This is a genomic window from Rhodococcus sp. ENV425 (genome assembly GCF_002887785.1).
GTDB classification, from domain to species: Bacteria; Actinomycetota; Actinomycetes; order Mycobacteriales; family Mycobacteriaceae; genus Rhodococcus; species Rhodococcus aetherivorans.
Map to the genome: position 1 here is coordinate 18,373 of NZ_PCZU01000230.1, position 26,506 is coordinate 44,878.

Sequence of the window (26,506 nt, forward strand, 5' to 3'; positions counted from 1 at the left end):
CCGGGGACCGGCTCGTGGTGCGCGCATGCGAGCCGCGGCTGGTGGGCACGTACGGGCTCGCGTTCGATCCGGCGACCCTGTCTGCGGTGGGTCAGGCGTTCGTCGACCTGGTACGGCGGCGCTGACGCGCCGGTGCGTCCTTTGAGTTGCTCCTACAGCCCAAAGGACGCACCGGCCGCGAAGCGGCCTACACCCTCTCGAACACCGCGGCCAGACCCTGACCGCCGCCGATGCACATCGTCTCGAGGCCGTAACGGCCGTCGCGGCGGTGCAGTTCCCGGGCGAGCGTCGCCAGCATGCGGCCGCCGGTCGCGCCGACCGGGTGGCCCAGCGAGATGCCGGACCCGTGGACGTTGGTGCGCTCGAAATCGGCTGCGCCGAACTTCCATTCGCGAGTCACCGCGAGTGCCTGCGCCGCGAAGGCCTCGTTGAGTTCGATCACGTCGACGTCGGCGAGCGTGATGCCGGCCTTGGCGAGGGCCTTCTCCGTGGCCGGAACCGGGCCGATGCCCATGATCTTCGGAGCCACACCGGCCAGGCCCCAGGACACGACCCGCACGAGCGGGGTCAGGCCCAGCTCCGCGGCGCGCTCGGGGGTGGTGACGAGGCACATGGACGCGGCGTCGTTCTGGCCGCTGGCGTTACCGGCGGTGACCGTGGCCTCGGGATCCTGCTTGCCCATGATCGGCTTCAGCTTCGCCAGCGACTCGACGGTGACGTCCGGGCGGGGATGCTCGTCGGTGTCGATGACGTCGTCACCGGAGCGGGTCGTGACGGTGACCGGGACGATCTCCTCGGCGAGGATGCCGTTCTTCTGCGCGGCGACGGCGCGGGCGTGCGAGGACACCGCGAGCTCGTCCTGTTCGAGCCGGCTGATGCCGTAGTCGCGGCGCAGGTTCTCGGCGGTCTCGATCATGCCGCCGGGCACCGGGTAGAAGCGGCCGCCGGCGGTGGCCCGGGCACGCACGAGGCTGTCGTGCATCTGCACGCCGGTGCGGGCGCCACCCCAGCGCATGTCGACGGAGTAGAACGAGGCGTTGCTCATCGACTCGGCACCGCCGGCGACGACGACCTCGTTGTCGCCGTTGCCCACCTGGAGCGCAGCCTGGATGACGGCCTGCAGGCCGGAGCCGCAGCGACGGTCGATGTGCATGCCGGGCACCGTGATCGGCAGGCCCGCGTCGAGCGCGACGACGCGGCCGATGGCGGGGGCCTCGCTGTTGCCGTTGCAGTGGCCGAGAATGACGTCCTCGATCGCGTCGGGGGCGATTCCGGTGCGGTCGAGGAGACCCTTCAGTGCGGCGACACCGAGGTCGACGGCGGTGAGGGACTTGAACATTCCGCCGTAGCGGCCGATGGGAGTGCGGACGGGCTCGCAGATGACTACTTCGCGCATGACGACCTTCGGGAGAGGAGAGTGATTGTGAAAGAGACCGTGAGACAGGTACTCACATGAATCGGCCGCCGGTGACCTCGAGTACCGTGCCGGTCATGTACGAGGACATGTCGGACGCGAGGAAGAGGACCACGGACGCGATCTCGGACACCTCGCCGGGCCGGCCCATGGGGATCTCGCTCATCTTCTGATCCCAGGCCTTCTGCGGCATCGCCTCGGTCATCGCGGAACGGATCAGGCCCGGCTGGATCGCGTTGACCCGCACGCCGTGGTGCGCCATCTCCTTCGCGGCCGCCTTGGTGAGGCCGAAGATGCCCGCCTTCGCGGCCGAGTAGTTGGTCTGGCCGACCATGCCGACCTTGCCGGAGAGCGAGGAGATGTTGACGATGGCGCCACGCTTGGAATCGCGCATGATCGCCGACGCCTTGCGGGTGCCGTGCCAGGTGCCCTTGAGGTGGACGGCGATCACCAGGTCGAAGTCCTCCTCGGTCATGGTGCGCATCGTCGCGTCGCGGGTGATGCCGGCGTTGTTGACGACGACGTCGAGCGAGCCGAACCCGTCGACGGCCTCGGCGAGGAGCGTGTCCCACTCCTCCGCGTTCACCACATTGCACCGCACCGCCCGGGCCACCTCGCGGCCACCGAGCTTCTCGGCGGCGGCCGTCGCGGCATCGAGGTCGAGGTCGCCGAGGACGACCCGGGCGCCGGCGTCGACGAACTCCTGTGCGATCGCGAAACCGATGCCCTGAGCGCCTCCGGTGATGACGGCGGTTCGGTTCTCCAGCAGTGACATGAGGTTCCTTTCGCACGAGCCCACCCGGTCCGGGGACGGTGGGAAGGCACCGATGAATCGAGGACGCGGGCGACGCCCGTCGGCTGATGCTCCGAATATACCGAGAGGACCGGTGATTCGACCCCGCCCCATTCATCGACAGTGCCTATGTGGCGATGGGGTGATTCGTATTGGACACCCGCCGCCCCGGAAACCGATGGTGGATTCATGACAACCTCGACTGCGACGCCGGCTGCCCAGGTCGACGACGACGACTTCCAGGAAATCCTCGCCCAGACCCGCGCGTTCGTGCGCGGCGTGGTGGTGCCGCGCGAGCAGGAGATCGCCGACACCAACGCGATTCCGGACGACATCCGCACCGCCGCCAAGGAGATGGGCCTGTTCGGGTACGCCATCCCGCAGGAGTGGGGTGGGCTGGGCCTGAACCTGGCGCAGGACGCCGAGCTGGCGATGGAGCTGGGCTACACCACGCTGTCGCTGCGGTCGATGTTCGGCACCAACAACGGCATCGCCGGGCAGGTCCTCGTCGGGTTCGGCACCGACGAGCAGAAGGCGCAGTGGCTCGAGAAGATCGCCTCCGGCGAGGTCGTCGCGTCGTTCGCGCTGACCGAGCCCGGCGCCGGCTCGAACCCGGCCGGGCTGCGCACCAAGGCGGTGCGCGACGGCGACGACTGGATCATCACCGGCGAGAAGCGGTTCATCACCAACGCCCCGCTCGCGGACCTGTTCGTCGTCTTCGCCCGCACCCGCCCCGCCGACGAGAACGGCACCGGCATCGCGGTGTTCCTGGTCCCGGCCGACACCGACGGGGTGCAGGTCGGCGCCAAGGACCGCAAGATGGGCCAGGAGGGGTCCTGGACGGCGGACGTGCACTTCACCGACGTGCGGGTGCCGGCCGCGGCGCTGGTCGGCGGCAGCGAGGACGTCGGCTACAAGGCCGCGATGACCTCCCTGGCCCGCGGCCGGGTGCACATCGCGGCGCTGTCGGTGGGGCAGGCGCAGCGCGCGCTGGACGAGTCGGTGGCGTATGCGGCGACCGCGACGCAGGGCGGCACCGCGATCGGCAACTTCCAGCTGGTGCAGGCGATGCTCGCCGATCAGCAGACCGGGGTGATGGCCGGGCGGGCGCTGGTGCGCGACGCGGCGCGGGCGTGGGTGGAGGGCACCGACCGGCGGATCGCGCCGTCGGTGGCGAAGCTGTTCTGCACCGAGATGGTCGGCAAGGTCGCCGACCTGGCGGTGCAGATCCACGGCGGCACCGGGTACATGCGGGAGGTGCCGGTCGAGCGGATCTACCGGGACGTGCGGCTGCTGCGCCTGTACGAGGGCACCAGCGAGATCCAGCGTCTGATCATCGGCGGCGGACTGGTCAAGCAGGCCCAGCGCGGCTGACCCCGGAACGCGACGAGGGGCGGTGCCTGTCGAAGGCACCGCCCCTTTTCGTCTGTTCGTCCGAGCGAATGTATCGCTCACCTCGTCAGACCGACAGTATGGTCCATTCGCTCGGCGACGCGGCGACGCGGCGACAGCCGGGCACCGTCGCGGTACCCGGCTGCCGGTTCAGCGTGAGGCCGCGGCCTGCTCGATCCGGGCCCGCAGATCCGTCTTGAGCACCTTGCCCGCCGCGGAGGTGGGCAGCGCGTCCACGAGCACGACCTCGCGAATCTTCTTGTAGGGCAGGACCTGCTCGGCAACGAAGGCCATCAGCTCGGCAGGGTCGGGCTGCGCGCCCGGCACCGGCACCACGAAGGCGACCGGTTCCTGCCCGACGTTGCCGGCCTCGCGGCCGACCACCGCCGCCGTCGACACCGCAGGATGGGACACCAGGATCTCCTCGAGCTCACGCGGATACACGTTGTAGCCCTTGTAGATCAGCATGTCCTTGGCGCGGTCGCAGATATAGACGTAGCCGTCGGCGTCGCGGTAGGCGATGTCGCCGGTGTCGAGCCAGCCGTCCACGTACTGCTGGGCCGTGATCTCGGGATGGCCGAGGTAGCCGTCGGTCACCTGAGGCCCACGGACCCACAGTTCGCCGCGCTCGCCCTCGCCGAGGACGACGCTCGGATCGTCCTGGACCCGGATCTCGATCTCGGTGTCGAAGACGGGCAGGCCCACACTGCCGAGACGATAGGTGGACCCGATGATCAGCGGCATGGCGGTGACCACACACGTGCCCTCGGTCAGGCCGTAGCCCTCGGCCACGCGGGCGTTCGGGAACGCCGCACCGAGCGCCTCGAGCGTGACGTGGTCGATCGGCGCCGCCCCCGACGACACGACCCGCACCGACGTGGTGTCACGGCGGGCGACGTCGGGGTGGGTGGCCAGCGCATGCCACATGGCCGGGCTGCCGGTGATGTAGCTGGCGCGGTGCCGCTCCACGAGCTCGAGCATGCGGGCGGGGTCGAAGCGGCCCGCGAGCACCTGGGTGAGGCCGCACAGCAGCAGGAACGACGTGTTGATCAGCGCGTGGGCATGGAACAGGGGCGACACGACGACGGTGGCGCCCTCGCCGGGGATCACCCCGTGCACATCGAGACCCTCGATCGGGCGCAGCGCGACCAGCCCGTCGCCGGTGGTGACGACCTGGTGGGCGGCCCGCCACCCGCACATCTGGGTCACGTTGGCGACCACGTTGCGGTGCAGCACGCGCACGCCCTTGGAGATGCCGGTGGTACCGCCGGTGAAGGCCAGGTGCGCGACGTCCGTTCCGGCGACCTCCGCCGGCGTGAACGCCGTGGGCTGCCCGGCGAGGAACTCGTCGTACCGCACGACGGCCGCGGAGGTGGGGGCCACCTCCACCGGCTCGTCGGAGACCACCACGATCGTCGCGGCCGTGGTGCCCGCCGCGGCGCCGAGGAGGACACCGAGCTGCTGCGGCTGGGTCACCGCCGCCACGGCGCCCGTCTCCTCGATCTGCTTGCGCAGGCCCGGTTCCGGTTGCAGCGGGTTGACCAGCGTCACGGTGGCGCCGGCCCGCAGCGCACCGTAGTAGGCCACGATGAACTCGATGCAGTTGCCCACGTGCAGCAGCACCACGTCGCGCGGGGCGACACCGGCTCCCTGCAGGGCGGAGGCGAACTGCGCGGAGCGCTCGTCGAGCTCGCGGTACGTGCACACCCGTTCCCCGTCGACGATCGCCGGGCGGTCGCCGTAGAGGGCGGCCATGCTCGGCGCCCACACGCCCATCGTCACGTCCGGGTAGGACAGCGACATCGTCGACGGATCCGGCAGGTTCATGGTCATCCGTCCCACCTCAGCGCGGGGCCATGCGGATGGCACCGTCGAGCCGGATGGTCTCACCGTTGAGGTAGCCGTTCTCGAGGATGTTGGTGGCCAGCCGGCCGAACTCGTCGGGGCGGCCCAGGCGCGCCGGGTTCGGCACGGTCTTCTCGAGCGAGGCACGCACATCGTCGCGCAGGCGCGCGAGCAGCGGGGTGTCCATGATGCCCGGCGCGATGGTGTTGACGCGGATGTTCTTGCTGGCCAGATCGCGGGCGGCGACGACGGTCATGCCGACGATGCCGGCCTTGGACGCCGAGTAGTTGATCTGGCCGATCTGCCCCTCGAAGGCGGCGACCGACGCGGTCATGACGATGGCGCCACGCTCGCCGTCGACCGGCTCGAGCGCGGCCATGCGCTCGGCACCGAGACGCAGCGCGTTGAACGAGCCGATCAGGTTCAGCCGGATCACGAACTCGAAGTCCTCGAGCGAACCGGCCTTGCCCTCCTTGTCGAGGACGCGCATCTTCCGGCCGGCGCCGGCGCAGTGCACGAGTCCGCGCAGGCCGCCGCGCTCGTGCGCGACGTCGAGGGCGGCGGCGAACTGCTCGGCGTCGGTGACGTCGGCGGCGGCGAAGGCCGCGCCGTCACCGAGGGAGCTCGCGACGTCGGCACCCGGCGAGCCAGGCAGGTCGATGAGGGTGACGGTGCCGCCGGCGTCGAGGACGCGGCGGGCGGTGGCCAGGCCGAGACCGGAGGCGCCGCCGGTGATCGCGACGGAAAGACCCTTCAGTTCCATATCTTTCGTTCCTTTTCGTGAAATGCGAAGCGGGGTGTCAGAGCAGTTCGAGGATGGTGGCGTTCGCCATGCCGCCGGCCTCGCACATCGACTGCAAGCCGTAACGGATGCCGTTGTCGCGCATGTGGTGCACGAGACGGGTCATGAGGATCGCGCCGGAGCCGCCGAGCGGGTGGCCGACGCCGATGGCGCCACCGAGGGGGTTGAGCCGGTCCATCGCGGCGCCGGTCTCGATCTGCCACGCGAGCGGCACCGGGGCGAACGCCTCGTTGATCTCGAAGGCGCCGATCTCATCGATGGACAGGCCCGACCGCTTCAGCGCCTTCTCGGTGGCCGCGATGGGACCGGTGAGCATGATGACCGGATCGTCGGCGGCGACGACGGCGGTGTGGATGCGGGCCATCGGGGTCCAGCCCTGCGCCGCGGCGTACTCGCTCGTGGTGATCAGCAGGGCACCGGCGCCGTCGGAGATCTGCGAGGAGTTGCCGGCGTGGATCACGCCGTCCTCCTTGAACACGGTCTTCAGCTTGGCCAGGGACTCGAGGCTGCCCCCGCGGCGGATGCCCTCGTCGGCGCTCAGGCCGGCGATCGGGGCGAGTTGCCCGGCGAAGGCGCCGGCGTCGGTCGCGGCCGCGGACAGCTCGTGCGAGCGCAGCGAGTACTCGTCGAGCGCGGTGCGGGACAGGCCCCACTTCTCGGCCATCATCTCCGCGCCGGTGCCCTGGCTGAAGCCCTCGACACCGAACCGCTCGAGAACCTCGGCCGGGAAGTGCTCACCGTTCTTGCTCGCGCTGCCCATCGGGACGCGGCTCATCGACTCCACGCCACCGGCGACGACCACGTCGCTCTGACCGGAGATCACGGTAGCCGCGGCGAACGAGACGGCCTGCTGGCTCGACCCGCAGGCGCGGTTCACGGTGGTGGCCGGAACCGTCTCGGGCCAGCCGGCGGCGAACACGGCACTGCGTGAGACGATTCCGGCCTGCTCGCCGACCTGGCTCACGCAACCCCACACGACATCCTCGACCGACGCGGGATCGAGCCCGGTGCGGTCGGCGAGGGCCCCGAGCACGTGTGCCGACAGGTTGGCGGGATGGATCTCGGACAGGGCACCGCCACGGCGCCCGATCGGAGTACGGACGGCATCGACGATCACGGCATCGCGCATGGGGATTCCTTACTGCAGTAGAAGAGCGAGGAGCGGAGACGACGACCGGCCGGGTGGTGGTCCTCGATATCGAGTCGATCACGCACCCGGCCGGTGGGGAAAGGACATTCGGTGGATGACTCCGTTAGGCGGAAGCTATGCCTTCGCGGTGGCGTCCGACTCGCCCCGGATGACGGCGCGGTCGCGCTCCGGGTTCGCGAAGATCAGGACGAGGATCGCCGCGACGATGCCGAGTGCACCGATGACCTGGAAGGCGGTCGCGTAGCCCTCGGCCGGGGTGGCCGCGTTGTCGACGAGCACGCCGGTGCCGTAGGGGGCGACCAGGCCGCCGACCGCCATCAGTGCGAGGAACACGCCCATCGTGCCTGCGGTCTGCTGCGGCGGGCACAGCTCCGAGATGGCGGCGTTGATCAGGGGGAAGACGATCGCGCCGAAGCCGTAGCCGATGGACACGGCCGCGACGGCGAGGCCGGGGGTGCCGATGCTGGGCAGGAAGACCAGGACCGAACCGCAGACGAGGACGCCGATGCCGGGAACGATGATCCGCACGACCCGGGAGCGGTAGCCGCGCTGGGCGAGCCGGTCGGTGACCGAACCGGAGGTGACCATGAGGACGAGACCGACGATCGACGGCAGGGCGAACATCGAACCGGCCTGCAGGGCGCTGTAGCCGAGGCCCACCTCGAAGTAGGAGGGCAGCCAGGTCAGCACGACGGTGGTGAGCGCGTAGACGACCATGATCAGGACGACGCAGCTGATGAACGTGCGGGTGAGGAAGATCTTCTTCCACGGCACCGACGGTTCGGTGGATGCGGTGCCGGTCCCCTTCTTCACGGCCGTCGCGGTGAACGGGCCTTCCTTCCAGCCGGTCAGCCACGAGGCCATCCACACGGCGCCGAGGATCGACAGGGAGACCAGGGCGGCCCGCCAGCCCCACTCGACCGTGATGTAGGCGAGGACCGGGGCGAGGGCGATCTTGGCAACCGACGCCGAGCCGGCGAGGAAGGCGCCGGGCAGGCCGCGCTTGGCCGGGGGATGCCACGAGTACGCGGCGGTGTGCATGAGCGCCGAACTGGGGCCTTCGGCCAGGCCGAGCAGCATGCGGGTGACGATCAGCATCACCAGGCTCGCCGAGACGACCAGCGGCAGCATGACCACCGACCACATCGCGGCCAGCGCAAGCAGCGCCCACCGCAGGGTGAGGTACTTGTTGAGCGGGCCGGCCAGGAAGCCGCCGAGTGTGAAGGTCACGAAGAACAGGGATCCGACGAGGCCGATCTGGGAAGAGGACAGTCCCAGCTCGCGAGCCAGCGGCTGCGCGATGATGCCCAGCACCGCCTTGTCGGCGTAGTTGACGACGTACAGGAAGATCACGAGGCCGGTCATGCCCCATGCCTGCTTGCCGCTGACGAGTGGTGCCGCCCCCTTCGGCGGGGCGCCGTGCGCTGCGTCGTGCGAGATTTCGCCAGTGGTCACCGGAGTGTCCCCTTAATGGCTCGAAGGGATATATCGATCGGACGGTGCGTCGGCGATCGAAGGAGATGCACCGATCAGGCGCTCGGGATCCATTCAACGTGGTCTAGGTCACTGAGGCAATGTCCCGTCGACGAATCGATCGATCGTCGAAACCTATGGACTTCCGGCCCTCCAATGCGAGGGCCATTGATCGGCGCTAACCGACCTATAGCCGAACGGTGTTGGCCCTGTGGCCCGGCGGTGCTGCATATTTGCTCGGACAGCTTCGCCGGCGCGCCCTGGGCTCCGGCGTCCGCCCGGATGAGGACAGGCGATATGAACTCCACTGCTTCCATCGACGAGCTTCCCTCGTCCACCGCGCCCCTGGCCGGTGTGCGGGTCATCGAGGTCTCGAGTTTCATCGCAGCCCCACTGTGCGGCATGACGCTCGCGCAGCTCGGCGCCGAGGTCGTCCGCGTCGACCCGATCGGCGGCGCTGCCGACTACCACCGGTGGCCCGTCACCGAGGACGGCGAGTCCATCTACTGGGCGGGCCTGAACAAGGGCAAGCGTTCCCTCGCGGCGGATTTCCGGGACCCGAACGCGCACAAGCTGATCCGGGACCTCATCACCGACGCCGGGGTGCTCGTCACCAACGCCGCGGGACGCGACTGGCTCGACTACGACGAGCTCGCCACGATCCGCCCCGATCTGATCCACGTGCAGGTCCTGGGCCGCGCGGACGGCGGTTCCGCCGTCGACTACACCGTCAACGCCGCCGCGGGCTTCCCGCTCGCCACCGGCCCCGTCGGCCACGCCGGACCGGTCAATCACCTGTTGCCGGCGTGGGACGTCGCGTGCGGTCTCTACGCCGCGCTCTCGGTCGCGTCCGCGGTGCACCGCCGCGAGGTCACGGGTGCAGGCGCGAAGATCGTGCTCCCCCTCGAAGACGTCGCCCTCGCCACCGTCGGCAACCTCGGCTACCTCGCCGAGGCCCAGCTCGGCGGGCCCGACCGCGACCGGATCGGCAACGCCGTCTACGGCACCTACGGTCGCGATTTCACCACCTCCGACGGCGCGTCCTTCATGGTCGTCGCGCTGACCCCGCGCCACTTCCGCGACCTGACCGAACTGACCGGCACGACGGCCGCGGTCGACGCGCTCGAAGCCGCCCTCGGCGCCGACTTCCGCGACGAGGGCGCCCGCTACCGCCACCGCGAGGTACTCGACGCGTTGTTCGCCGTGTGGTTCCGCGAGCACACCGCCGCCGAGGTGGAGACCGCCCTGTCGGGCACCTCGATCCTGCACGAGCGGTACCGCACCTTCGCCGAGATCGCGAAAGACCCTCGCGTCACCGCCAATCCGATGTTCCAGTACGTCGAGCAGCCCCGCGTCGGCGGGCACCTGGCCCCCAGCCTGCCGATGTCGTTCGACGGCCTCCACCCCGCACCCCGGCCGGCGCCGGCCAACGGCGACGACACCGCCGCCGTCCTCAGCGAACACCTCGGCCTGACGCCCGAAGAGATCGATCGTCTCGCCACCGACGGGACCGTCGGTGTCCCCGCCGGCACCCTCCCCGACCTCGAGAAGGACTTCGCATGACCCGTCTCGCCCAGACCCTCGGCCTCACCGAGTTCCAGACCGAGATCCTCGCCACCGTCCGGCAGTTCGTCGACCGGGAGATCATCCCGAACGCGCAGGAACTCGAGCACTCGGACACCTACCCGCAGGCCATCGTCGATCAGATGCGGGAGATGGGCCTGTTCGGGCTGATGATCCCCGAGGAGTACGGCGGGCTCGGCGAGTCGCTGCTCACCTATGCCCTGTGCGTCGAGGAACTCGCCCGCGGCTGGATGAGCGTGTCCGGCGTGATCAACACCCACTTCATCGTCGCCTACATGCTGCGCCAGCACGGTACCGACGAGCAGAAGAACTACTACCTGCCGAAGATGGCGACCGGCGAGACCCGCGGCGCCTTCTCGATGTCCGAGCCGGAACTGGGCTCGGACGTCGCCGCGATCCGCACGAAGGCCAAGCGTGACGCCGACGGCGACTACGTGATCAACGGCCAGAAGATGTGGCTGACCAACGGCGGCAGCTCGACCCTCGTGGCCGCGCTGGTGCGCACCGAGGAGGGTGCCGCCAAGCCCCACGAGAATCTCACCACGTTCCTCGTGGAGAAGCCCGCCGGCTTCGGCGAGGTCGTCCCCGGCGTCACCATCCCCGGCAAGATCGACAAGATGGGCTACAAGGGGATCGACACCACCGAGCTGATCTTCGACAACTACCGCGCCAAGGCGACCGATGTCCTCGGTGGCACTCCCGGCCGCGGCTTCTACCAGATGATGGACGGCGTCGAGGTCGGCCGCGTCAACGTCTCCGCCCGCGCCTGCGGCGTCGCCATCCGCGCGTTCGAGCTCGCCGCCCGGTACGCGCAGCAGCGCACCACCTTCGGCAAGCCCATCGCGCAGCACCAGGCGATCTCCTTCTCCCTCGCGGAGATGGCGACGAAGGTCGAGGCCGCTCATCTGATGATGGTCAACGCCGCGCGGCTGAAGGACTCCGGCGAGCGCAACGACGTCGCCGCCGGCATGGCGAAATACCTCACCAGCGAGTACTGCTCGGAGGTCACCCAGGCCAGCTTCCGCATCCACGGCGGCTACGGCTATTCCAAGGAGTACGAGATCGAGCGGCTCATGCGCGAGGCACCGTTCCTGCTCATCGGCGAGGGCACCAGCGAGATCCAGAAGACGATCATCAGCAAGGGCGTACTGCGCAGCTACGCACTCTGATCCGCATCGACCCCATTCGAAGGAGAACCTTTCCGTGCAGCGAACCGTGTTCAACGAGGACCACGAGGCCTTCCGCAAGCTCGTCCGCGACTTCATCGCCAAGGAGGTCGCGCCGGTCCACCACGACTGGGAGGTCGAGGGGCATCCGCCGCGCGACTTCTACCGCCGTCTCGGTGAGCTCGGCGTGCTCGGCATCCAGGTGCCCGAGGAGTTCGGCGGGGGCGGCGAGAAGTCCATCAAGTTCAACGCCGTCGTCGCCGAGGAGACGGCCGCCGCGGGCGTGTCCTTCGGCAGCTACTCGGTGCATTCCAACCTGATCCTGCCGTACCTGCTCGAGTACGCTTCCGAGGAGCAGAAGCAGCGCTGGTTGCCCGGATTCGCCTCGGGTGAACTGATGTTCGCGATCGCGATGACCGAGCCCGGCACCGGGTCGGACCTGGCGAACATCTCGACGACGGCGAAGCTGTCGGCCGACGGCAGCCACTACGTCGTCAACGGCGCGAAGACGTTCATCACCGGTGGTGCGCTCGCCGACCGCATCCTCGTGGTGTGCCGCACGGCGCCCGCCACGCCGGAGGACCGCCGCGCGGGGCTGAGCATTCTCGTCGTCGACACCACCTCCGAGGGCTTTGCCGTGGGCCGCAAGATCGAGAAGATCGGCCTCAAGGCGTCCGACACCGCCGAGCTGTCCTTCACCGACGTGAAGGTGCCCGTGACGGATCGGCTCGGCGAGGAGGGATCCGGATTCTCGTACCTGACGCACAATCTCGCGCAGGAGCGGCTGACCATCGCATTCGGCGCATCGGCGTCCTCGGCCGCGGCGCTCTCGCACGCGATCGCGTACGTCAAGGACCGCAAGGTGTTCGGCAAGCCGGTCGCGTCGTTCCAGAACACCAAGTTCGTCCTCGCCGAGTGCGCCACCGAGGTCGAGGCGATCCGGCTCATGGTCGACCGTGCCCTCGACCTGCACGACGCGGGCGAACTGACCGTCGCGGACGCGGCGAAGGCCAAGCTGTTCTGCACCGAGGCCGCCGGCCGGGTCATCGACAAGTGCCTGCAGCTGCACGGCGGCTACGGCTACATCACCGAGTACCCGATCGCGCGGCTCTACGCCGACACCCGCGTCACCCGCATCTACGGCGGCACCAGCGAGGTCATGAAGACGATCATCGCCAAGGATCTCGGGCTCTGACCTCCGCCCGCACAGGATCCGTGCGGCGAACCGGAATCCGCCCACGCCACGGCGTGGGCGGATTCCGGTACTGCGAGCGAATTCGGTTGCGCTCCGGATTCACTCGACGATCGCGGTGGCCGGGACACGTCCGAGTACGGCCCTGGTGGCGGTGACCAGCTGCTCGAGCCAGGCGTCCGTGCCGATCGCCTGGCGCAGCGGCTCGTTCGGCAGCTCGATGCTCACCGGCAGCCCCTCCGGCAGGGCGGACCAGATCGCCGGGAGGTCGATGCCGCCCGTGCCGGGCACGAGCCTTTCCTCCCGGGCGTGCCGGATCAGTTCGGCGTGATCGCGCGGGGCGGGGGTGGCGCCGTCGCACATCTGGGCGTAGTGCAACCACTCGCGCGGGATGGCCGCCAGGTCGGCGACGGTCGTGGAAGAGCGCGCGACGTGCAGCGCGTCGACGAGCACACTGCGGGCCGGACCGTCGGCCCCGGCGACGATCTCGACGGCCGTCTTCGCGTCGGGAACCGCTGTCCACGGCATGAATTCGAGGCTCGCAACGATGCCGTAGGAGGCGCACAGCTCCGCCAGCCGCGCGTAGGAGTCGGTGAGACGGGCCCGGTCGGGGTCGTCGCCGCCGACCAGGACGGCCCGCGCCCCGAGCCGCGCGCCCGCCTCGAGCAGCGGAGCGTAGTCGGACGGGTCGAAATCCGGACCGAGACGGATGATCTCGAGATCGAACACCTGGACCGGGGAATCGGCGAGACGGCGGACGAGCGCGGAGAGCGCGGCGTCGTCCTCATGCAGCGGGTAGGCCGTGGTGCCGGGCGCCGCGGGCAGCAGACGCAGTCCGATCGTGTCGAATCCGTGCCGTTCGGCGAGATCGACGTGCTGCAGCGGCGGTGTGTCGAGGACGGTGAGGGCGGCGAGGCCGAGCGGGGTGCTCATCGGGTGGCTCCTGTGGTCGATGCGAGGCGGCGTCCGGTCAGGTACCCGAAGGTCATTGCCGGGCCCAGATTGATTCCGCCGGAGGGGTAGTGACCGCCCATCACGCTGGACTGGTCGACGCCGACCGCGAACAGCCCGTCGATCGGCCGGTCCTCGCGGTTCAGCACCCGGGACGACGAGTCGGTGACCAGGCCGGCGAACGTGCCGAAACTGCCGGGGACGACCTTGACGGCGTAGAACGGTCCGCGCTCGAGCGGCGCGAGGGACGGGTTGGGCCACGGGTTGTCCGCATCCCCGGACTTGACGTTGAACGGGGTGGTGCCGCGGCCGAATTCGGGATCCTCCCCGAGGCGTGCGCTCTCGTTGAACGCGGTGACGGTCTTCTCGAGCCCGTCCGGGTCGACGCCGATCCGCTCCGCGAGTTCGCGGAGCGTCCGGCCCTTCGAGAGGTATCCGGATCGCAGGTAGGGCCACGTCGGGATCGGGAAGGGCTTGGCCATGCCGAGCGGGAAGTACCGCAGGTACTGCTGGTCGGCGATCAGCCAGGAGCAGATCTCCTCGCCGTCCGGCACCTGTTCGACCATTGCCAGTGTGTAGTCGTGATATCCGAGCGCCTCGTTGACGAAACGGCGCCCGTCGGCCAGCACCCCGATGACACCGGGCTTTCCGCGGTCCAGGATGTGCGGGAACACGCCTTGCCTGCCGTTGCGGTACCGGACGAGGGATACGGGACAGTATGCCACCGGCGAGGCGAGCGAACGGTCGAGGCGGCCACCGACGGATTCGCCCAGCGAGATGCCGTCACCGGTCGTCGTCGACGGCGTGAGCGTCCAGTGTTCGCGTCCGGTCGGGGTGCGGGGGAACAGCTCTCGCCGCCGGTCGAGGTCGCGGGTGAACCCGCCGGTCGCGAGGACGACACCCCGGCGGGCGGACACCGTGTAGGCGCCGTCGGGGCCCTCGAGCCGGACACCGACGACACGGCCGGACGGGTCGGTGACGAGTGCGGTGGCGGCGGTGGCGACGCGGATGTCGGCGCCGGCATCGAGTGCGGAGCGCAGCAGCCGGCCCACGAGCGCCGTCCCGTTGACCAGTTGCTGGCCCCGACGGCTGGTGGCGAGGTCGAACATGTGGGTCGAGACGCGGCGCGCGCAGTGCAGGAACGCCCGGCCCGAGCGGGTCGAGTGCAGGAAGGCCTGCAGGTCCGGGCCGGCCATGATGCCCATTCCGAGGAACGAGGTCTCGTACAGCTGCCGACGCAGCAGCGCGGCGACGTCGGGTCCGAGGCGGCGCAGGCTCACGGGCTTCGGCGCGACGGAGCGGTGTCCCGTGCCGGCGCCGGGGGTGTCACCGTGGATGTCGGCGATGGCGGCGCCGGGGACGAACTGCAGCGCCGTGTGGTGTTCGAAGAACTCGACCATCTCGGGGGCACCGTCGAGGAGCGCGTCCACCTTGGCGGCATCGAAGTTGTCCCCGAGCCGGTGTTCGAGGTAGCGGCGCGGCTCCGAGCGGTCCTCGTGCACCCCGTCGGCGTGGGCGAACAGGGTCCGCGGCGTCCACATCCACCCGCCCGACCAGGCGGTGGCGCCGCCGCACACGTCCGCCTTCTCGACGACGAGCACGGAGGCGCCCCCGTGGGCGGCAGCCACGGCCGTGGACAGCCCGCCCGCGCCGGACCCGACGACAACCACGTCGTAGGTGAGGGATTCGGACACTGTGTCGGGGGTCATCGGAGCTCCTTGCCGGACGAGACGAGGGTGGGTGCGGGCGCGAGGTCGACGACCCGGCCGGTGCGGGAGGATTCGTAGATCGCGGCGACGACGGCCAGGGAGGCGCGGGCGTCCCGCCCGGTCACCGCGGGCCGGCGGCCGGTCAGCACGGACTCGGCGAAGTCCTGGACCTGCAGGGTGTGGAAGTCGGCGAGGCCGGCGTTGACGTCGCGGACGTCGAGATTGGCGTCGACCTCGGGGGAATACGGGGTTCGCAGCTCCACCTCGCCCGGCGCGGTCCACAGCTCGTTGACGCCCTCACGCCCCTCGGGGAACTCGAGGACGCTCGCGATCGCCCCGGTTGCGCCGATCACCGTCACGCGGTTGCCGAGGTTGTGGTTGGCGCCGGTGGTGGCGGTGATCGTCGCGGTGCCACCGGAGGCGAACGAGACGACGGCCGAGGCGCTGTCCTCGGTTTCGATGTGCTCGCCGTGGAAGCGGGTGCCGACGAAGCCACTGACGCGGACCGGCGCACCCATGAACCACTGCAGCATGTCGATCTGGTGTACGGCCTGCGTCATGAGGACGCCCCCGCCGTCGGTGTCCCACCGCCCGCGCCACGCGTCGGCCGAGTAGTAGGTCGACGGGCGGTGCAGGATCACCGACACCTCCCCGAGGACGGGAACGCCGAGGCGGCCGTCGTCGATCGCCGCCTTGATGCGGCGCGCCGCGGGCCAGAATCGGCGCTGGAACAACACCCCGAAGGTGATGCCCGCGCGGTCGGCGGCCGCGATCATCCGGTCGGCCGCGGCCACGTCCACCGCGATCGGCTTCTCGCACAGCACGTGGATCCCGGCCTCGGCGGCGGCGAGGACGATCTGTTCGTGCACGGGGTGTGGTGTGCAGACGGTGCAGGCGTCGAGGCCGAGAGCGAACAACTCCGCCACAGATCCGACGGCGTGGGCGATGCCGTGCCGGGCGGCGAATGCGCGAGCGCGCTCCAGGTCGGGGTCGCAGCACGCGACGACCTCGACGCCGGGCACCTGCTGCAGTGCGTGCGCATGGTTGCCCGCGATCTTTCCGCATCCGACGATGCCTGCACGAAGTGGCATCAGAAGTGTTCCTCTCGTTCGACGTCCCGGGCCGCGGCTTCGCCGCGGTCGAGACGGTTCAGCGCGGCGACGTCCGCCGCCGTGAGTTCCACGTCGACGGCGGCCAGATTCTCGGACTGGCGCGCCGGGTTCGCCGACCGCGCGACCGGCACGACGCCCTGCGCGAGGTGCCAGGCCAGCACGACCTGCGCACGCGTGCAGCCGACGCGGTCCGCGATCGAGGCGACGACGGGGGCGCCGAGCACCTCGCCGCGGCCGAGCGGGCTCCACGACTGGGTGAACACCCCGAGCTCGTCGTTCGCGCGGCGGACGGGCAGGCGGGCCAGCGACGGGTCCATCTGGATCTGGTTGACGGCGGGAGCCTCCCCGGTCTCGGCCACCACCTTGCGCAGATGGTGGCCGAGGAAGTTGGAAACCCCCACGTAGCGGACGAGCCCGGCGTCGCGGCACTCGAGCATGGCCTCGAAGGCCGCAGCGTACCGGTCGAACCGCGGCAGCGGCCAGTGGATGAGGAACAGGTCGAGCCGCTCGAGGCCGAGGCACTCGAGGCTCCGCTCCACGGCACCGCGAACGTCGCCGGAAACATGGTCGCTGCCGCGGAGTTTGGTGGTGACGAACAGGTCGTCGCGGGGCACGCCGCAGGTGGCGAGGGCGGCGCCGACGGCGTCCTCGTTCCCGTAGATCGCTGCCGTGTCGATCAACCGGTATCCGGCCTCGATGCCGGCGAGCACGGCGCGCGTGGCGTCGGGCCCGACGAGGGGCCAGGTGCCCAGGCCGAGGCGCGGCAGCGCGGTGCGCACGGAATCCGGTGCCGGCGCGGTGGTCTCCGGGTTCACGCGTCGGCCCCCACGCGCGAATCGGCGGCCGCGGTGATGCGGACGGCGACGTCGGCGGCCGTGACGAGCGCGGCATGAAGGGAGCCGCCGTCGCCGCTCGCGTCCCCGACGGAATGGACGCCGAGCCGCGGCGCGAGCCGCCGCAGCTCGGTCAGCAGGTCGGCGCGTGGCTCGACGCCGTGCGAGACGAGCAGTTCCCCGGGAGCGGGCACGGTGCGCTGTTGCCCGTTCGTCGAGATGACCACCCGGTCGGCCTCGATGTGCGTGACGACGGACGACAGGTACGTGGTGAGGTTCTCGCTCGCCGCCAGCCGGGGCAGCAGGACGATCTTGCCGCGACGGCCGACATCGTGCGCGATCGTCTCCTGCGGACCGATCATCACCACCCTCGTGCCGTGCTGGAGCAGGTCGTCGGCCACCGCCGCGGCCTCCCGGTCGGCACCGAAGATCGTGATCGACTCGGGCGCGGGGTCCCCGGAGGCGAGGAACTCCCGCACGTCGCGGATCCGTCGCGTGCCGGCACCGGGAAGGTCGATCGCCGGTCCGCGCCCGCCGGTCGCGAGGACGATCGCGTCGAAGTCGAGCGGGGCCAGCGTGGCGGCATCGACTCTCGTACCGGTGTGGCAGGTGACATTCAGGTCCGCGAGTTCGTCGCAGTACCAGTCGACGATCCGGTGGTATTCCGGGTACTCGTGCAGCCGGGAGGCCAACGCGAAATCGCCACCCAGACTGCCGCGTTCGTCGTACAGGTCGACGCTGTGGCCCGCCAGCGCGAGCTCACGCGCGGCCGCCGTGCCGGCCGGTCCGCCGCCCACGACGGCGACGCGCACCGCGGTCCCGGCCGGCTTCGAGGGCTGCTCGAGTTCGCGACCGACCCACGGGTTGACCGAACACGGGATCGGCCCGGCCGCCAGGCTGTCGATGCAGTAGTTGCAGGCGATGCAGGGCCGGTACCGGCCCCCGTCGAGGGCACGGTTCGGGAAGTCCGGGTCGGCGTGCAGGGTCCGGGCCATGCTCACGAAGTCGGCCCGGCCGGAGGCGATGATCTGCTCCGCCGTCTCGGGTGAGCTGATCCGGCCGGCGACGCCCACCGGGATGTCGAAGTCGCGGGCATACGGTTCGGCGTACGGGGCGAGCAGACCGCGCTGCCACTCCCCCGGCTGGATGATCCACTGCCCCGACTCGTAGTTGCCCGCCGAAACGTCGAGGAAGTCCAGCCGGTGCGTGTCGATCGCGTCGATGCGCTCGCGCGTCGTCTCCGCGTCGAGCCCGCCGTCGACCGCCTCGAAGGCCGAGAAGCGCAGTCCCAGAGTGATACCCGGCGCCATGGTGCGGACCGCGTCGATGACCCGGTTGACGAACAGCGTCGGCTCGGCCCACTCGTCGTCGCGGTGGTTGTATGCGGGCGAGAGGAACTGGTGGATGAGATAACCGTGCCCGCCGTGCAGGGAGATCACGTCGACGCCGGCCTTCGCGCAGCGTGCCGCGGCCTCACCGAAGCACTCGACGAGGTGCTCGATGTCGTCGCTGTCGAGCTGCTCGGGCATCTCGCCGCCGACGACCGCGCACGGGATCGGGGTGGGGGCGACCGGGACGAATCCGCTCACCGCGCCCTGCGCGGTGCGGCCCCCGTGGTTGAGTTCGACACCGACGAGCGCGCCGTGGGCGTGCACCGCCTCCGCCATCCGGGCGATGCCGGGGATGCGTTCGTCGACGTCCACACCCATCTGGCGGATGCGGCCCTTGCCGTCGGCCCGCACGTAGCTCGCCTCGGTGAAGACGAGCGCGGCGCCTCCGGCGGCACGTCGCTCGAGGTAGGCGATGTAGCGGTCGGTCATCGTGCCGTCGAGTTCGCAGTAGTTGCGTTCCATGGGCGCGGACACGAAGCGGTTGCGCAAACGGACCGAACCCATGTCCAGCGGTTGCGCGAAGGACGCGGTGGTGTTCATTCCATCTCCTGGTGGGCATCGGGACGTCCGGCCGGCGCACGGTCCACCGGCGCGGCCACGAGAACCCGGTCCGAGATCAGCTCGTCGAGGTGCTTCCGCATGCGGTCGACGTCCGGACGGATCCCGGTCAGCAGCGCGAACGTGTCGGCGGCCTGGGCGACGAGCATCTGCCCGCCGTCGAGCACGTCGCAGCCGAGAACCGCTGCGGCCGCGATCAGCTCGGTTCGGATCGGCCGGTAGACGATGTCCGCGACCCACAGCCCGGGGTGCAGGGCGCCGGTGTCGAACGGCGTTCCGGGGTGGCCGACCATGCCGATCGGCGAGGCGTTGACCACCCCGGTGCACGTGCGCAGGGCGGCGGGGATCGCCTCCGCCGGCAGAGCCGTGGCCCGTGTCGCGGGGAAGGCGGTGGACAGTCGCGCGCAGACGTCCGCGGCGCGGGCGGTGTCCACGTCGGCGATCCGCAGGTCCGCCACACCCGCGGCGGCGAGCGCGTAGGCCACCGCCGAGCCCGCACCGCCCGCACCGACCAGCACGACCGCATCCAGGGCGGCATCGGGCAGCCCGCGGCGCAGCGCCGTGAGGAATCCGCTGTGGTCCGTGTTGTGGCCGATCAGGCGCCCGTCCCGGACGACGACGGTGTTGACCGCGCCGAGCAGGCGGGCGTTGTCGGACAGGCCGTCGAGGGCCGGGATGACGACCTGCTTGCACGGGTGGGTGATGTTCAGGCCGGTGCAGCCGCCGGCGACGACGGCGCGCACCAGGTCGCCGGTGCGTTCGACGGGAACGTTCTCCGCCTCGAGGTCGAGCAGTTCGTAGCGGTAGTCGCTCACACCGAGTGCGGCGGCCTCGCGCTCGTGGAGGGCCGGCGACAGGGACGAGGCGATGCCTGCCCCCACGAGCCGGATGCGGTGGCGGGCGGTGGACGGGGTCACGGTTACTCCTACGGGGTGGGACGGGCCGTGGCCCCGGCGCGTCGGGCGCCGGGGCTCGGTGGCCGGTCAGACGTCGCTGCGGACGAGTTCCTGCGCCGGTCGCGCCGCCGGCGCCGGGCGACGCTCGCCCAGGTCCTCGGTGGGGGTGCGGTAGGTCTCCGGACCGGTGAGGGCGGCGATCGACGACAGCACCGCGAAGCCCAGGCACATCCAGGCGACCGGGGCCCAGTTGCTGGTGTCCCCCGCCGAGAGCATCTGCGCGACGGCGGGTGTGAATCCGGCGACGAGCAGACCGAGCATGAGGCTCACGGCCATGCCCGTGTACCGGACCCGGGCCGGGAACTGCTCCGGGAAGTAGGCCGGGTAGACACCGTTCGGCATGGCGTAGAAGAAGCCGATCAGCACGATCCCCGAGGCGAACACCAGTGGCGTGCTGCCGGTTCCGATGGCGTGGAAGAAGGCGAACACCATCGCGCCCGAGCCGAGGGCACCGAACACGAACACCGGCTTGCGGCCGATCCGGTCCGCGAGGAGCCCGGCCACGGGCTGGCTGAGTACCGCCACGAAGTTGGCGGCGGCGATCGCCCACAGCATCGTGGAGCGCTCGAAGCCTTCGACCTGCACGGCGTAGGCGAGTGCGAAGACGTTGACGATCGTGTTGATCATGGCGAACGTGGCGCTGAGGCTGATCCGCAGGACGGTGCGCCAGTGCGAGCGGAACATCTCGACGACCGGCAGGGTGGCGGTCTCGCCGTTCTCCTGGAGTTCCTCGAACACCTCGGGCTCGTCGAGCTTGCGGCGCAGCCACACCGCGACCACCGTGACGACGATGCTGAGCCAGAACGGCACCCGCCAGCCCCACGAGTACAGCGCCTCGTCGGGCAGCGATGCCACCGGAATGAACACGAGGCTCGAGATGACGATGCCGAACATGATGCCGCTCATGGTGAACGACGTGAAGAACGAGCGCCGGTGCGCCGGGGCGTGCTCGAGCGTCAGGGACGACGAGCCCGGGGATTCACCACCGGCCGACAGGCCCTGCAGCAGGCGCAGCAGCACCAGGATCACCGGCGCGGCGATGCCGATCTGCTCGTAGGTGGGCAGGCAGCCGATGACGAACGTGGCGATGCCCATCAGCATCAGACAGGCCAGGAGGGCGTTGCGCCGGCCGAACTTGTCGCCCCAGTGCCCCCACAGCACGGCGCCGAGCGGGCGGGCGATGTATGCGACGCCGAGGGTGCTGATCGACAGCAGCGTCGAGGTGGCTCCGTCGCCGGGAAAGAAGATCTTCCCGAAGACGAGGGCTGCGGCGGAGCCGTAGATGAAGAAGTCGTAGTACTCCAGGGTGCTGCCCAGGAAACCGGAGATGGCCGCCCGGCGGGCGTTCTCGTTCGGTCGTCCGTCGGGGCCGGCAGCGTGCGTGTTCGCCATGGCGTTCCTTTCGTCCCAGGATCCGACGGACGCCGAGTCGGCCACTCGGTGATGGCCCTCACAGTCGCCGGAACGAGACGAGCGTGACACGCCGCACTATGCAGCGTCCAACACTGAAAAAGTCTCAGATAAAGACCCTTATCGTCTCAATCGGGCGTGGGAAGAATCTCCTCGGCGACCTTCAAGGCCACCTCGAGCGCCGGCGACACGCGCCTGGGCGACCAGCCGATCCCGTGGTGCATGTAGACGGATTCTCCGGCGAGGGGGACGAAGACCGTGCCCGGCGGCGTGATCGTCGCGATGCTCGACGTCATCAACGCCACCCCCACGCCGGCCGAGACGAGCACGAGGATCATGTACGGGTCGGTGATCTCCTGGACCACGCGCGGGCGGAACCCCGCGTCGAGGCACGCACGCATGGCGCTCTCCTGCAGGGCCGACCCCGCCGACAACGGGGTGGTGATGAAGCCGTCGTCCGCGAGTTCGTGCAGGTCGATCTCCTGCTCTCCGGCGAGCGGGTGGTCGGAGGGCAGCACGGCACCGAACGACTCGCGGCGGATCAGCCGGGTGGCCACCGCCGTGGACTGGACCGGCAGCCCGACGAACGCGAGATCCAATGCACCACTCTCTAATTGGGTGACCGCCTCGCGGGTCATGATGCGGCCGACGAGGTCGAGCTCGATGTCCGGGTAACGCTGTCGCAGCGCCCGGGTCAGCGGCGGGAGCGAAAGATGGTTCAGCACACCGGTGAACCCGATCTTGATGCGGCCGTACACGCCGCCGGCGGACGCGCGCGTGGCCTGCCGTGCCGTCTCGACGCTTTCGAGGATGTGGTAGGCGTGGGGCAGGAAGGCGTGACCGCCCGCCGTGAGGGCGACGCTGCGCGTATTGCGCTCGAACAACGGCACACCGAGGTCCTTCTCGAGCTTGCGCACCGTCTGACTCAGGGGTGACTGCGCCATCTGCAAGCGGGCGGCGGCCCGGCCGAAGTGCAGTTCCTCCGCGACGGCGACGAAGGCCTGAAGCCAGCGGATCTCCATGTCGATCCCTTCGGGGACTTGACGACTGCACCTACAGCCGTATATCCAGATTCATACATGGTGCGTCTCCGATTGTTTCGATTTCGCACATGGATTCAGACTACTATCCACACACCGGCGAGGAGCAGCCGTATGGTGACCTATCCCTCGGGCGCGACCGCGCTCGTCACCGGCGGGGCGAGCGGAATCGGCGCGGCCTGCGCGAGGCGGCTGTCCGTCGCGGGCGTCCGGGTCGTCACCGCCGACATCGCGGACGGCGCCGACGAATGCGTCGACGTCGCCGACCCCGCCGCCGTCGAACGGCTGCGAGAACGCCTGGGCCGGGTCGACATCCTCGTCAACAGCGCCGGCGTCGTGGGACCCTCGGCGCCGCTGGTCGACACCGCGCTGTCCGACTGGCACCGCACGTTCCGCATCAACGTCGACGGCACGTTCCTCGCGTGCCGCGCCTTCGTTCCCGCGATGATCGGCGCCGGCTGGGGCCGGGTGGTGAACCTGGCGAGCATCGCGGCCAAGGACGGCAATCCGAAGCAGAGCGCCTACTCGGCATCCAAGGCCGCGGTGATCGCGCTGACGAAGTCGCTCGGCAAGGAGATCGCGACGACCGGGGTGCTCGCCAACGTGGTTGCGCCCGCGGCGGTGGAGAGCCCGATGAACGCCGGAACGGATCCGGCGATCCTGGCGCGGTCGCAGAGCCTGACGCCGATGGCCCGGATGGGCCGGCCGGACGAGATCGCCGAACTCGTCGCCTGGCTCTCCTCGGACGCGCTGAGCTTCTCGACCGGCGCCGTATACGACGCGAGCGGCGGCCGCGCGTCGTACTGACGGTCCGCACTCGGCCGACGAGCGGGGGGTTTCCGCGTCCAGCGGGAACTTGTCGTCGGAGCTACTCGGCCGACGCCGCCGTCACGGCCCGCTCGGCGCGACAAGCTCCCGTTCGACCCGGAGCAGGCTGCGCGCGGAGGGCGTCGGCGCGTCAGACCAGGGGCCACCCGGTGTACTGCTCGGCGATCAGGGTGCGTCCGGCGACGGAACGGGTGATCGCGTCGAGCTCGGCGTCCTGGCGCTTGTTGTCGAACGGGCTGCTGCCCGGGTGGGCGTGCAGCATCGACGACATCCACCACGAGAAGTGCTGGGCCCGCCACACGCGCGGCAGCACTTCCGCGGTGTAACCGTCGAGCCGGCCGCGTTCACCGCGGGTGAGGTACTCGTCCATCGAACGGGCCAGCACGAACACGTCCGCGACCGCGAGGTTGAGCCCCTTGGCGCCGGTCGGCGGGACGGTGTGCGCGGCATCGCCGGCGAGGAACAGGTTGCCGTGCTGCATGGGCTCGCACACGAAGCTGCGGAACTGCAGGATCGACTTCTCGAAGATCCGGCCGTCCTTGACCTCGGCCCCCTCCCCGTCGACCCGGGCGTGCAGTTCGCTCCAGATGCGGTCGTCGGACCAGTTGGCGACGTCGTCGTCCGGGTCCACCTGCAGGTAGTGCCGCTGCACGTCGGCGGTGCGGGTGGAGATCAGTGCGAAGCCCCGCTCGTGCCGGGCATAGATCAGTTCCTCCGACGAGCGGGGCGCCTCGGCGAGGATGCCGAGCCAGGCGAACGGGTACTGCCGGAAGTGGTCGGTGCGCACCTGCGGCGCCGGAATCAGACCGCGGGTGCCGGTGCGCGAGCCGTCGCAGCCGGCGACGAGCAGCGCGTCGAGGCGCTGCGGGTTGCCCTGCGCGTCGGTGTAGGTCAGGTACGGCCGATCGGTGAGGTGGTCGTGGACCTGCACGTCGGAGACACCGAAGCGGAGGTCGCCACCGTCGGCGAGACGGCGGGCGATGAGGTCCTTGTTGACCTCGTGCTGCGGGTAGACGGTGACCGCGCGCCCGACGAGTTCGTCGAACGCGATGCGGTGACCCCTGCCGCCGAAACGGAACTCCACGCCGTGGTGCTCGTAACCCTCGGCCTTCAGCCGGTCGCCGACGCCGGTCTCGACCATGAGGTCGACGGTGTTCTGCTCGAGCACGCCGGCGCGGATGGTGGCCTCGATGTCCTCCCGCGAGCGCGCCTCGAGCACGACGGACTCGATGCCGCGCAGGTGCAGCAGGTGCGACAGCATCAGCCCGGCGGGGCCGGCGCCGACGACGGCGACCTGGGTGCGGGATTCGCTCATGGGGGACTCCTCGGGATCGGGAAGCGGTGACGACCCTCACTGTCCCGAAGGAAGGTCCACGTCGTCACCCCCCACTTTCACTCAGCGAAAGACGGCTTTCAGGTCAGCCGCCGGGAGATGCCGCTCGCCGCCGCTCGCATGGCCGGGATCAACGGCGCGGGATCCGCATCGATCGACACCACCACCGATATCGCCGCGACGACCCGGCCGGAACGCTCCCGGATCGGTGCCGCCATCGCCATCGTGCCCACGTTCAGGTATTCGCGGCAGATCACGATGCCGGTGCGGCGGACGCCGTCGAGCACGCGCCGCAACCGGGCCTCGTCGGTGATCGTGGCGGGGGTGAACCGTTCGAGCCCGGCATCGAGCACCTCCTGCAGCAGCTCGGGCCCGCCGTGGGCGAGCAGCACCAGCCCACCGCTCGACGCGTGCAGCGGCAGCCGGCCGCCCGCCCGGCCGACCACGGCCACGGCACCGCGCGCCGACAACCGCTCGACGTAGAGCGCCTCGAGCCCCTCCCGGACGACCAGCTGCACGTTCTCCCGGGTCGCGTCGAACAGGTCCTCGAGATAGGGCATCGCCACCTGGCGCAGGCCGTGCGCGCGGGGCGCGAGGGCGCCGAGCTCCCACACCCGCACCCCGACCTGATAGCTGCCGTCCGCACGGCGTTCGAGTGCCCCGGCGTCGACGAGCTGGCCGCACAGCCGGAACACCGTCGGCAGGGGAAGCCCGGTCCGGCGGCTCAGTTCCGACTGGGTCAGGCGCGGGCGCTCGGCGGTGAACGCGCCCAGCACGGCGAAGGCGCGGCCGAGCAGGGTCCGGTCGGGAACATCGGGCACGCACCCATTGTGGGGTGTCCGCATCGGGCGGGCGCGAGCCGGAAGGGCGCACCGGCGGCCGAGCGTCTATCGTGTTCGCGCATGCGACTGGTCGAGAGATCGAAACGGGTCATAGAGGCGCACCTGAACAACACCAGCATCCGGGCACTGTCGGGGTCGATGGTGGCGTACGAGGGCCAGGTGCAGTTCAAGTCGGCCGGATTCGGCGGCGGCGAGGGCGTGCTGGCCGGCCTGCGGCAGCGGGCCACGGGTGAGGGCCTGTCGCTGATGGAGTGCGCCGGCAACGGCGTGGTCTATCTCGCCCACCAGGGGCAGGACGTCACGGTGCTCGAGTTGAACAACGAGACGCTGCAGGTCGAGTCGGAGCAACTGCTCGCCCTGAACGGCAACCTCACCACGAACGTCACGTTCGCCGGGGTGCGCGGCAACATGAGCGGCCAGGGCCTGTTCACCACGACGGTCACCGGCAGCGGGCAGGTCGCGCTGCTGTCGGCCGGTGGCCCACTGATCCACCTCGAGGTCTCGCCGCAGTACCCGCTCGTCGTCGACCCGGACGCGTTCGTGTGCGCGAAGGGACAGTTGAGCCAGTCGTTCGTCACCGACGTCTCGTGGCGCACGTTCGTCGGTCAGGGCAGCGGCGAGGCGTTCTCGCTGCGGTGGGACGGCATGGGCGTCGTGTCCATCCAGCCGGCGGAGCGGTGAGGGAGGCAGCGATGACGGAGACAGCGATGACGGAGGCAGCGATGACGGAGG

At 70.2% G+C, this 26,506-nt stretch carries 22 protein-coding genes; 6 read left to right on the plus strand and 16 right to left on the minus strand.

The window, feature by feature from the left end; all coding sequences use genetic code 11:
• Positions 1-187 precede the first annotated feature (187 nt).
• On the minus strand, positions 188-1,396 hold the full coding sequence (locus CQZ88_RS19865; protein ID WP_029546606.1) for an acetyl-CoA C-acetyltransferase: 1,209 nt from the start codon (positions 1,394-1,396) through the stop codon (positions 188-190).
• A 52-nt stretch (positions 1,397-1,448) separates the two neighbouring features.
• Entirely contained in the window at positions 1,449-2,189 is a 741-nt protein-coding gene (gene fabG / locus CQZ88_RS19870) for a 3-oxoacyl-ACP reductase FabG (RefSeq protein WP_102800192.1), read from the minus strand.
• 207 nt (positions 2,190-2,396) lie between these two features.
• Here fabG and CQZ88_RS19875 point away from each other — a divergent pair, with 207 nt between their 5' ends.
• Positions 2,397-3,581 carry an acyl-CoA dehydrogenase family protein gene (locus tag CQZ88_RS19875; protein ID WP_029546608.1) on the plus strand — a complete coding sequence of 395 codons (1,185 nt, stop codon included), beginning with the start codon at positions 2,397-2,399 and terminating at the stop codon, positions 3,579-3,581.
• 168 nt (positions 3,582-3,749) lie between these two features.
• Here the strand turns inward: CQZ88_RS19875 and CQZ88_RS19880 are convergent, their stop codons facing one another.
• The 4 genes from CQZ88_RS19880 to CQZ88_RS19895 all read right to left on the minus strand — a co-directional run bounded on the left by CQZ88_RS19880 (position 3,750) and on the right by CQZ88_RS19895 (position 8,851).
• Entirely contained in the window at positions 3,750-5,432 is a 1,683-nt protein-coding gene (locus tag CQZ88_RS19880; RefSeq protein ID WP_050036474.1) for a class I adenylate-forming enzyme family protein, read from the minus strand.
• Positions 5,433-5,442: 10 nt separating this feature from the next.
• Positions 5,443-6,207 carry an SDR family NAD(P)-dependent oxidoreductase gene (locus tag CQZ88_RS19885; RefSeq protein ID WP_006944010.1) on the minus strand — a complete coding sequence of 255 codons (765 nt, stop codon included), beginning with the start codon at positions 6,205-6,207 and terminating at the stop codon, positions 5,443-5,445.
• 37 nt (positions 6,208-6,244) lie between these two features.
• Positions 6,245-7,375, minus strand: coding sequence for an acetyl-CoA C-acyltransferase (locus CQZ88_RS19890; protein WP_006944012.1), 1,131 nt, complete (start codon positions 7,373-7,375; stop codon positions 6,245-6,247).
• Positions 7,376-7,510: 135 nt separating this feature from the next.
• Complete coding sequence (locus CQZ88_RS19895) at positions 7,511-8,851, minus strand: MFS transporter (protein WP_102800193.1); 1,341 nt, start codon at positions 8,849-8,851, stop codon at positions 7,511-7,513.
• Positions 8,852-9,166: 315 nt separating this feature from the next.
• Between CQZ88_RS19895 and CQZ88_RS19900 the strand changes: the two genes are divergently transcribed.
• Genes CQZ88_RS19900 through CQZ88_RS19910 form a run of 3 tightly spaced genes read left to right on the plus strand, consistent with a single transcriptional unit; the run spans position 9,167 to position 12,814 of the window.
• Complete coding sequence (locus CQZ88_RS19900; RefSeq protein ID WP_102800194.1) at positions 9,167-10,432, plus strand: CoA transferase; 1,266 nt, start codon at positions 9,167-9,169, stop codon at positions 10,430-10,432.
• Positions 10,429-11,622 carry an acyl-CoA dehydrogenase family protein gene (locus CQZ88_RS19905; protein WP_006944025.1) on the plus strand — a complete coding sequence of 398 codons (1,194 nt, stop codon included), beginning with the start codon at positions 10,429-10,431 and terminating at the stop codon, positions 11,620-11,622. The genes CQZ88_RS19900 and CQZ88_RS19905 overlap by 4 nt, the downstream gene beginning before the upstream one ends.
• A 34-nt stretch (positions 11,623-11,656) precedes the next feature.
• Positions 11,657-12,814 carry an acyl-CoA dehydrogenase family protein gene (locus CQZ88_RS19910; RefSeq protein ID WP_043799942.1) on the plus strand — a complete coding sequence of 386 codons (1,158 nt, stop codon included), beginning with the start codon at positions 11,657-11,659 and terminating at the stop codon, positions 12,812-12,814.
• Positions 12,815-12,913: 99 nt separating this feature from the next.
• Here the strand turns inward: CQZ88_RS19910 and CQZ88_RS19915 are convergent, their stop codons facing one another.
• From CQZ88_RS19915 to CQZ88_RS19950, 8 genes are all read right to left on the minus strand, one after another.
• Positions 12,914-13,744 (minus strand): sugar phosphate isomerase/epimerase, encoded by an 831-nt coding sequence (locus tag CQZ88_RS19915; protein ID WP_102800195.1) that lies wholly within the window; start codon positions 13,742-13,744, stop codon positions 12,914-12,916.
• Positions 13,741-15,471 (minus strand): FAD-dependent oxidoreductase, encoded by a 1,731-nt coding sequence (locus tag CQZ88_RS19920; RefSeq protein WP_102800196.1) that lies wholly within the window; start codon positions 15,469-15,471, stop codon positions 13,741-13,743. The genes CQZ88_RS19915 and CQZ88_RS19920 overlap by 4 nt, the downstream gene beginning before the upstream one ends.
• Positions 15,468-16,562: a Gfo/Idh/MocA family protein gene (locus tag CQZ88_RS19925; RefSeq protein WP_029546613.1), complete on the minus strand. Its 1,095-nt coding sequence runs from the start codon at positions 16,560-16,562 to the stop codon at positions 15,468-15,470. The genes CQZ88_RS19920 and CQZ88_RS19925 overlap by 4 nt, the downstream gene beginning before the upstream one ends.
• Positions 16,562-17,398, minus strand: a complete 837-nt coding sequence (locus CQZ88_RS19930) for an aldo/keto reductase (protein WP_102800197.1) — start codon at positions 17,396-17,398, stop codon at positions 16,562-16,564. The genes CQZ88_RS19925 and CQZ88_RS19930 overlap by 1 nt, the downstream gene beginning before the upstream one ends.
• Positions 17,395-19,347, minus strand: coding sequence for an FAD-dependent oxidoreductase (locus CQZ88_RS19935; protein WP_102800198.1), 1,953 nt, complete (start codon positions 19,345-19,347; stop codon positions 17,395-17,397). Before CQZ88_RS19935 ends, CQZ88_RS19930 begins: the two co-directional genes overlap by 4 nt.
• Entirely contained in the window at positions 19,344-20,282 is a 939-nt protein-coding gene (locus CQZ88_RS19940) for a shikimate dehydrogenase (RefSeq protein ID WP_065923328.1), read from the minus strand. The genes CQZ88_RS19935 and CQZ88_RS19940 overlap by 4 nt, the downstream gene beginning before the upstream one ends.
• A 66-nt stretch (positions 20,283-20,348) precedes the next feature.
• Positions 20,349-21,713: an MFS transporter gene (locus tag CQZ88_RS19945; RefSeq protein ID WP_006944053.1), complete on the minus strand. Its 1,365-nt coding sequence runs from the start codon at positions 21,711-21,713 to the stop codon at positions 20,349-20,351.
• Between the two features lie 146 nt (positions 21,714-21,859).
• On the minus strand, positions 21,860-22,753 hold the full coding sequence (locus CQZ88_RS19950) for a LysR family transcriptional regulator (protein WP_102800199.1): 894 nt from the start codon (positions 22,751-22,753) through the stop codon (positions 21,860-21,862).
• A 132-nt stretch (positions 22,754-22,885) separates the two neighbouring features.
• Between CQZ88_RS19950 and CQZ88_RS19955 the strand changes: the two genes are divergently transcribed.
• Positions 22,886-23,578 (plus strand): SDR family NAD(P)-dependent oxidoreductase, encoded by a 693-nt coding sequence (locus CQZ88_RS19955; RefSeq protein ID WP_102800200.1) that lies wholly within the window; start codon positions 22,886-22,888, stop codon positions 23,576-23,578.
• A 151-nt stretch (positions 23,579-23,729) separates the two neighbouring features.
• Here CQZ88_RS19955 and CQZ88_RS19960 read toward each other — a convergent pair whose 3' ends face one another.
• Positions 23,730-24,914 carry a 4-hydroxybenzoate 3-monooxygenase gene (locus CQZ88_RS19960; protein ID WP_006944057.1) on the minus strand — a complete coding sequence of 395 codons (1,185 nt, stop codon included), beginning with the start codon at positions 24,912-24,914 and terminating at the stop codon, positions 23,730-23,732.
• Positions 24,915-25,012: 98 nt separating this feature from the next.
• Positions 25,013-25,777: an IclR family transcriptional regulator gene (locus tag CQZ88_RS19965; RefSeq protein WP_044476359.1), complete on the minus strand. Its 765-nt coding sequence runs from the start codon at positions 25,775-25,777 to the stop codon at positions 25,013-25,015.
• Between the two features lie 57 nt (positions 25,778-25,834).
• On the opposite strand from CQZ88_RS19965, the gene CQZ88_RS19970 reads away from it, so the two are divergent.
• Positions 25,835-26,455 carry an AIM24 family protein gene (locus CQZ88_RS19970; RefSeq protein ID WP_006944059.1) on the plus strand — a complete coding sequence of 207 codons (621 nt, stop codon included), beginning with the start codon at positions 25,835-25,837 and terminating at the stop codon, positions 26,453-26,455.
• Positions 26,456-26,506 lie beyond the last annotated feature (51 nt).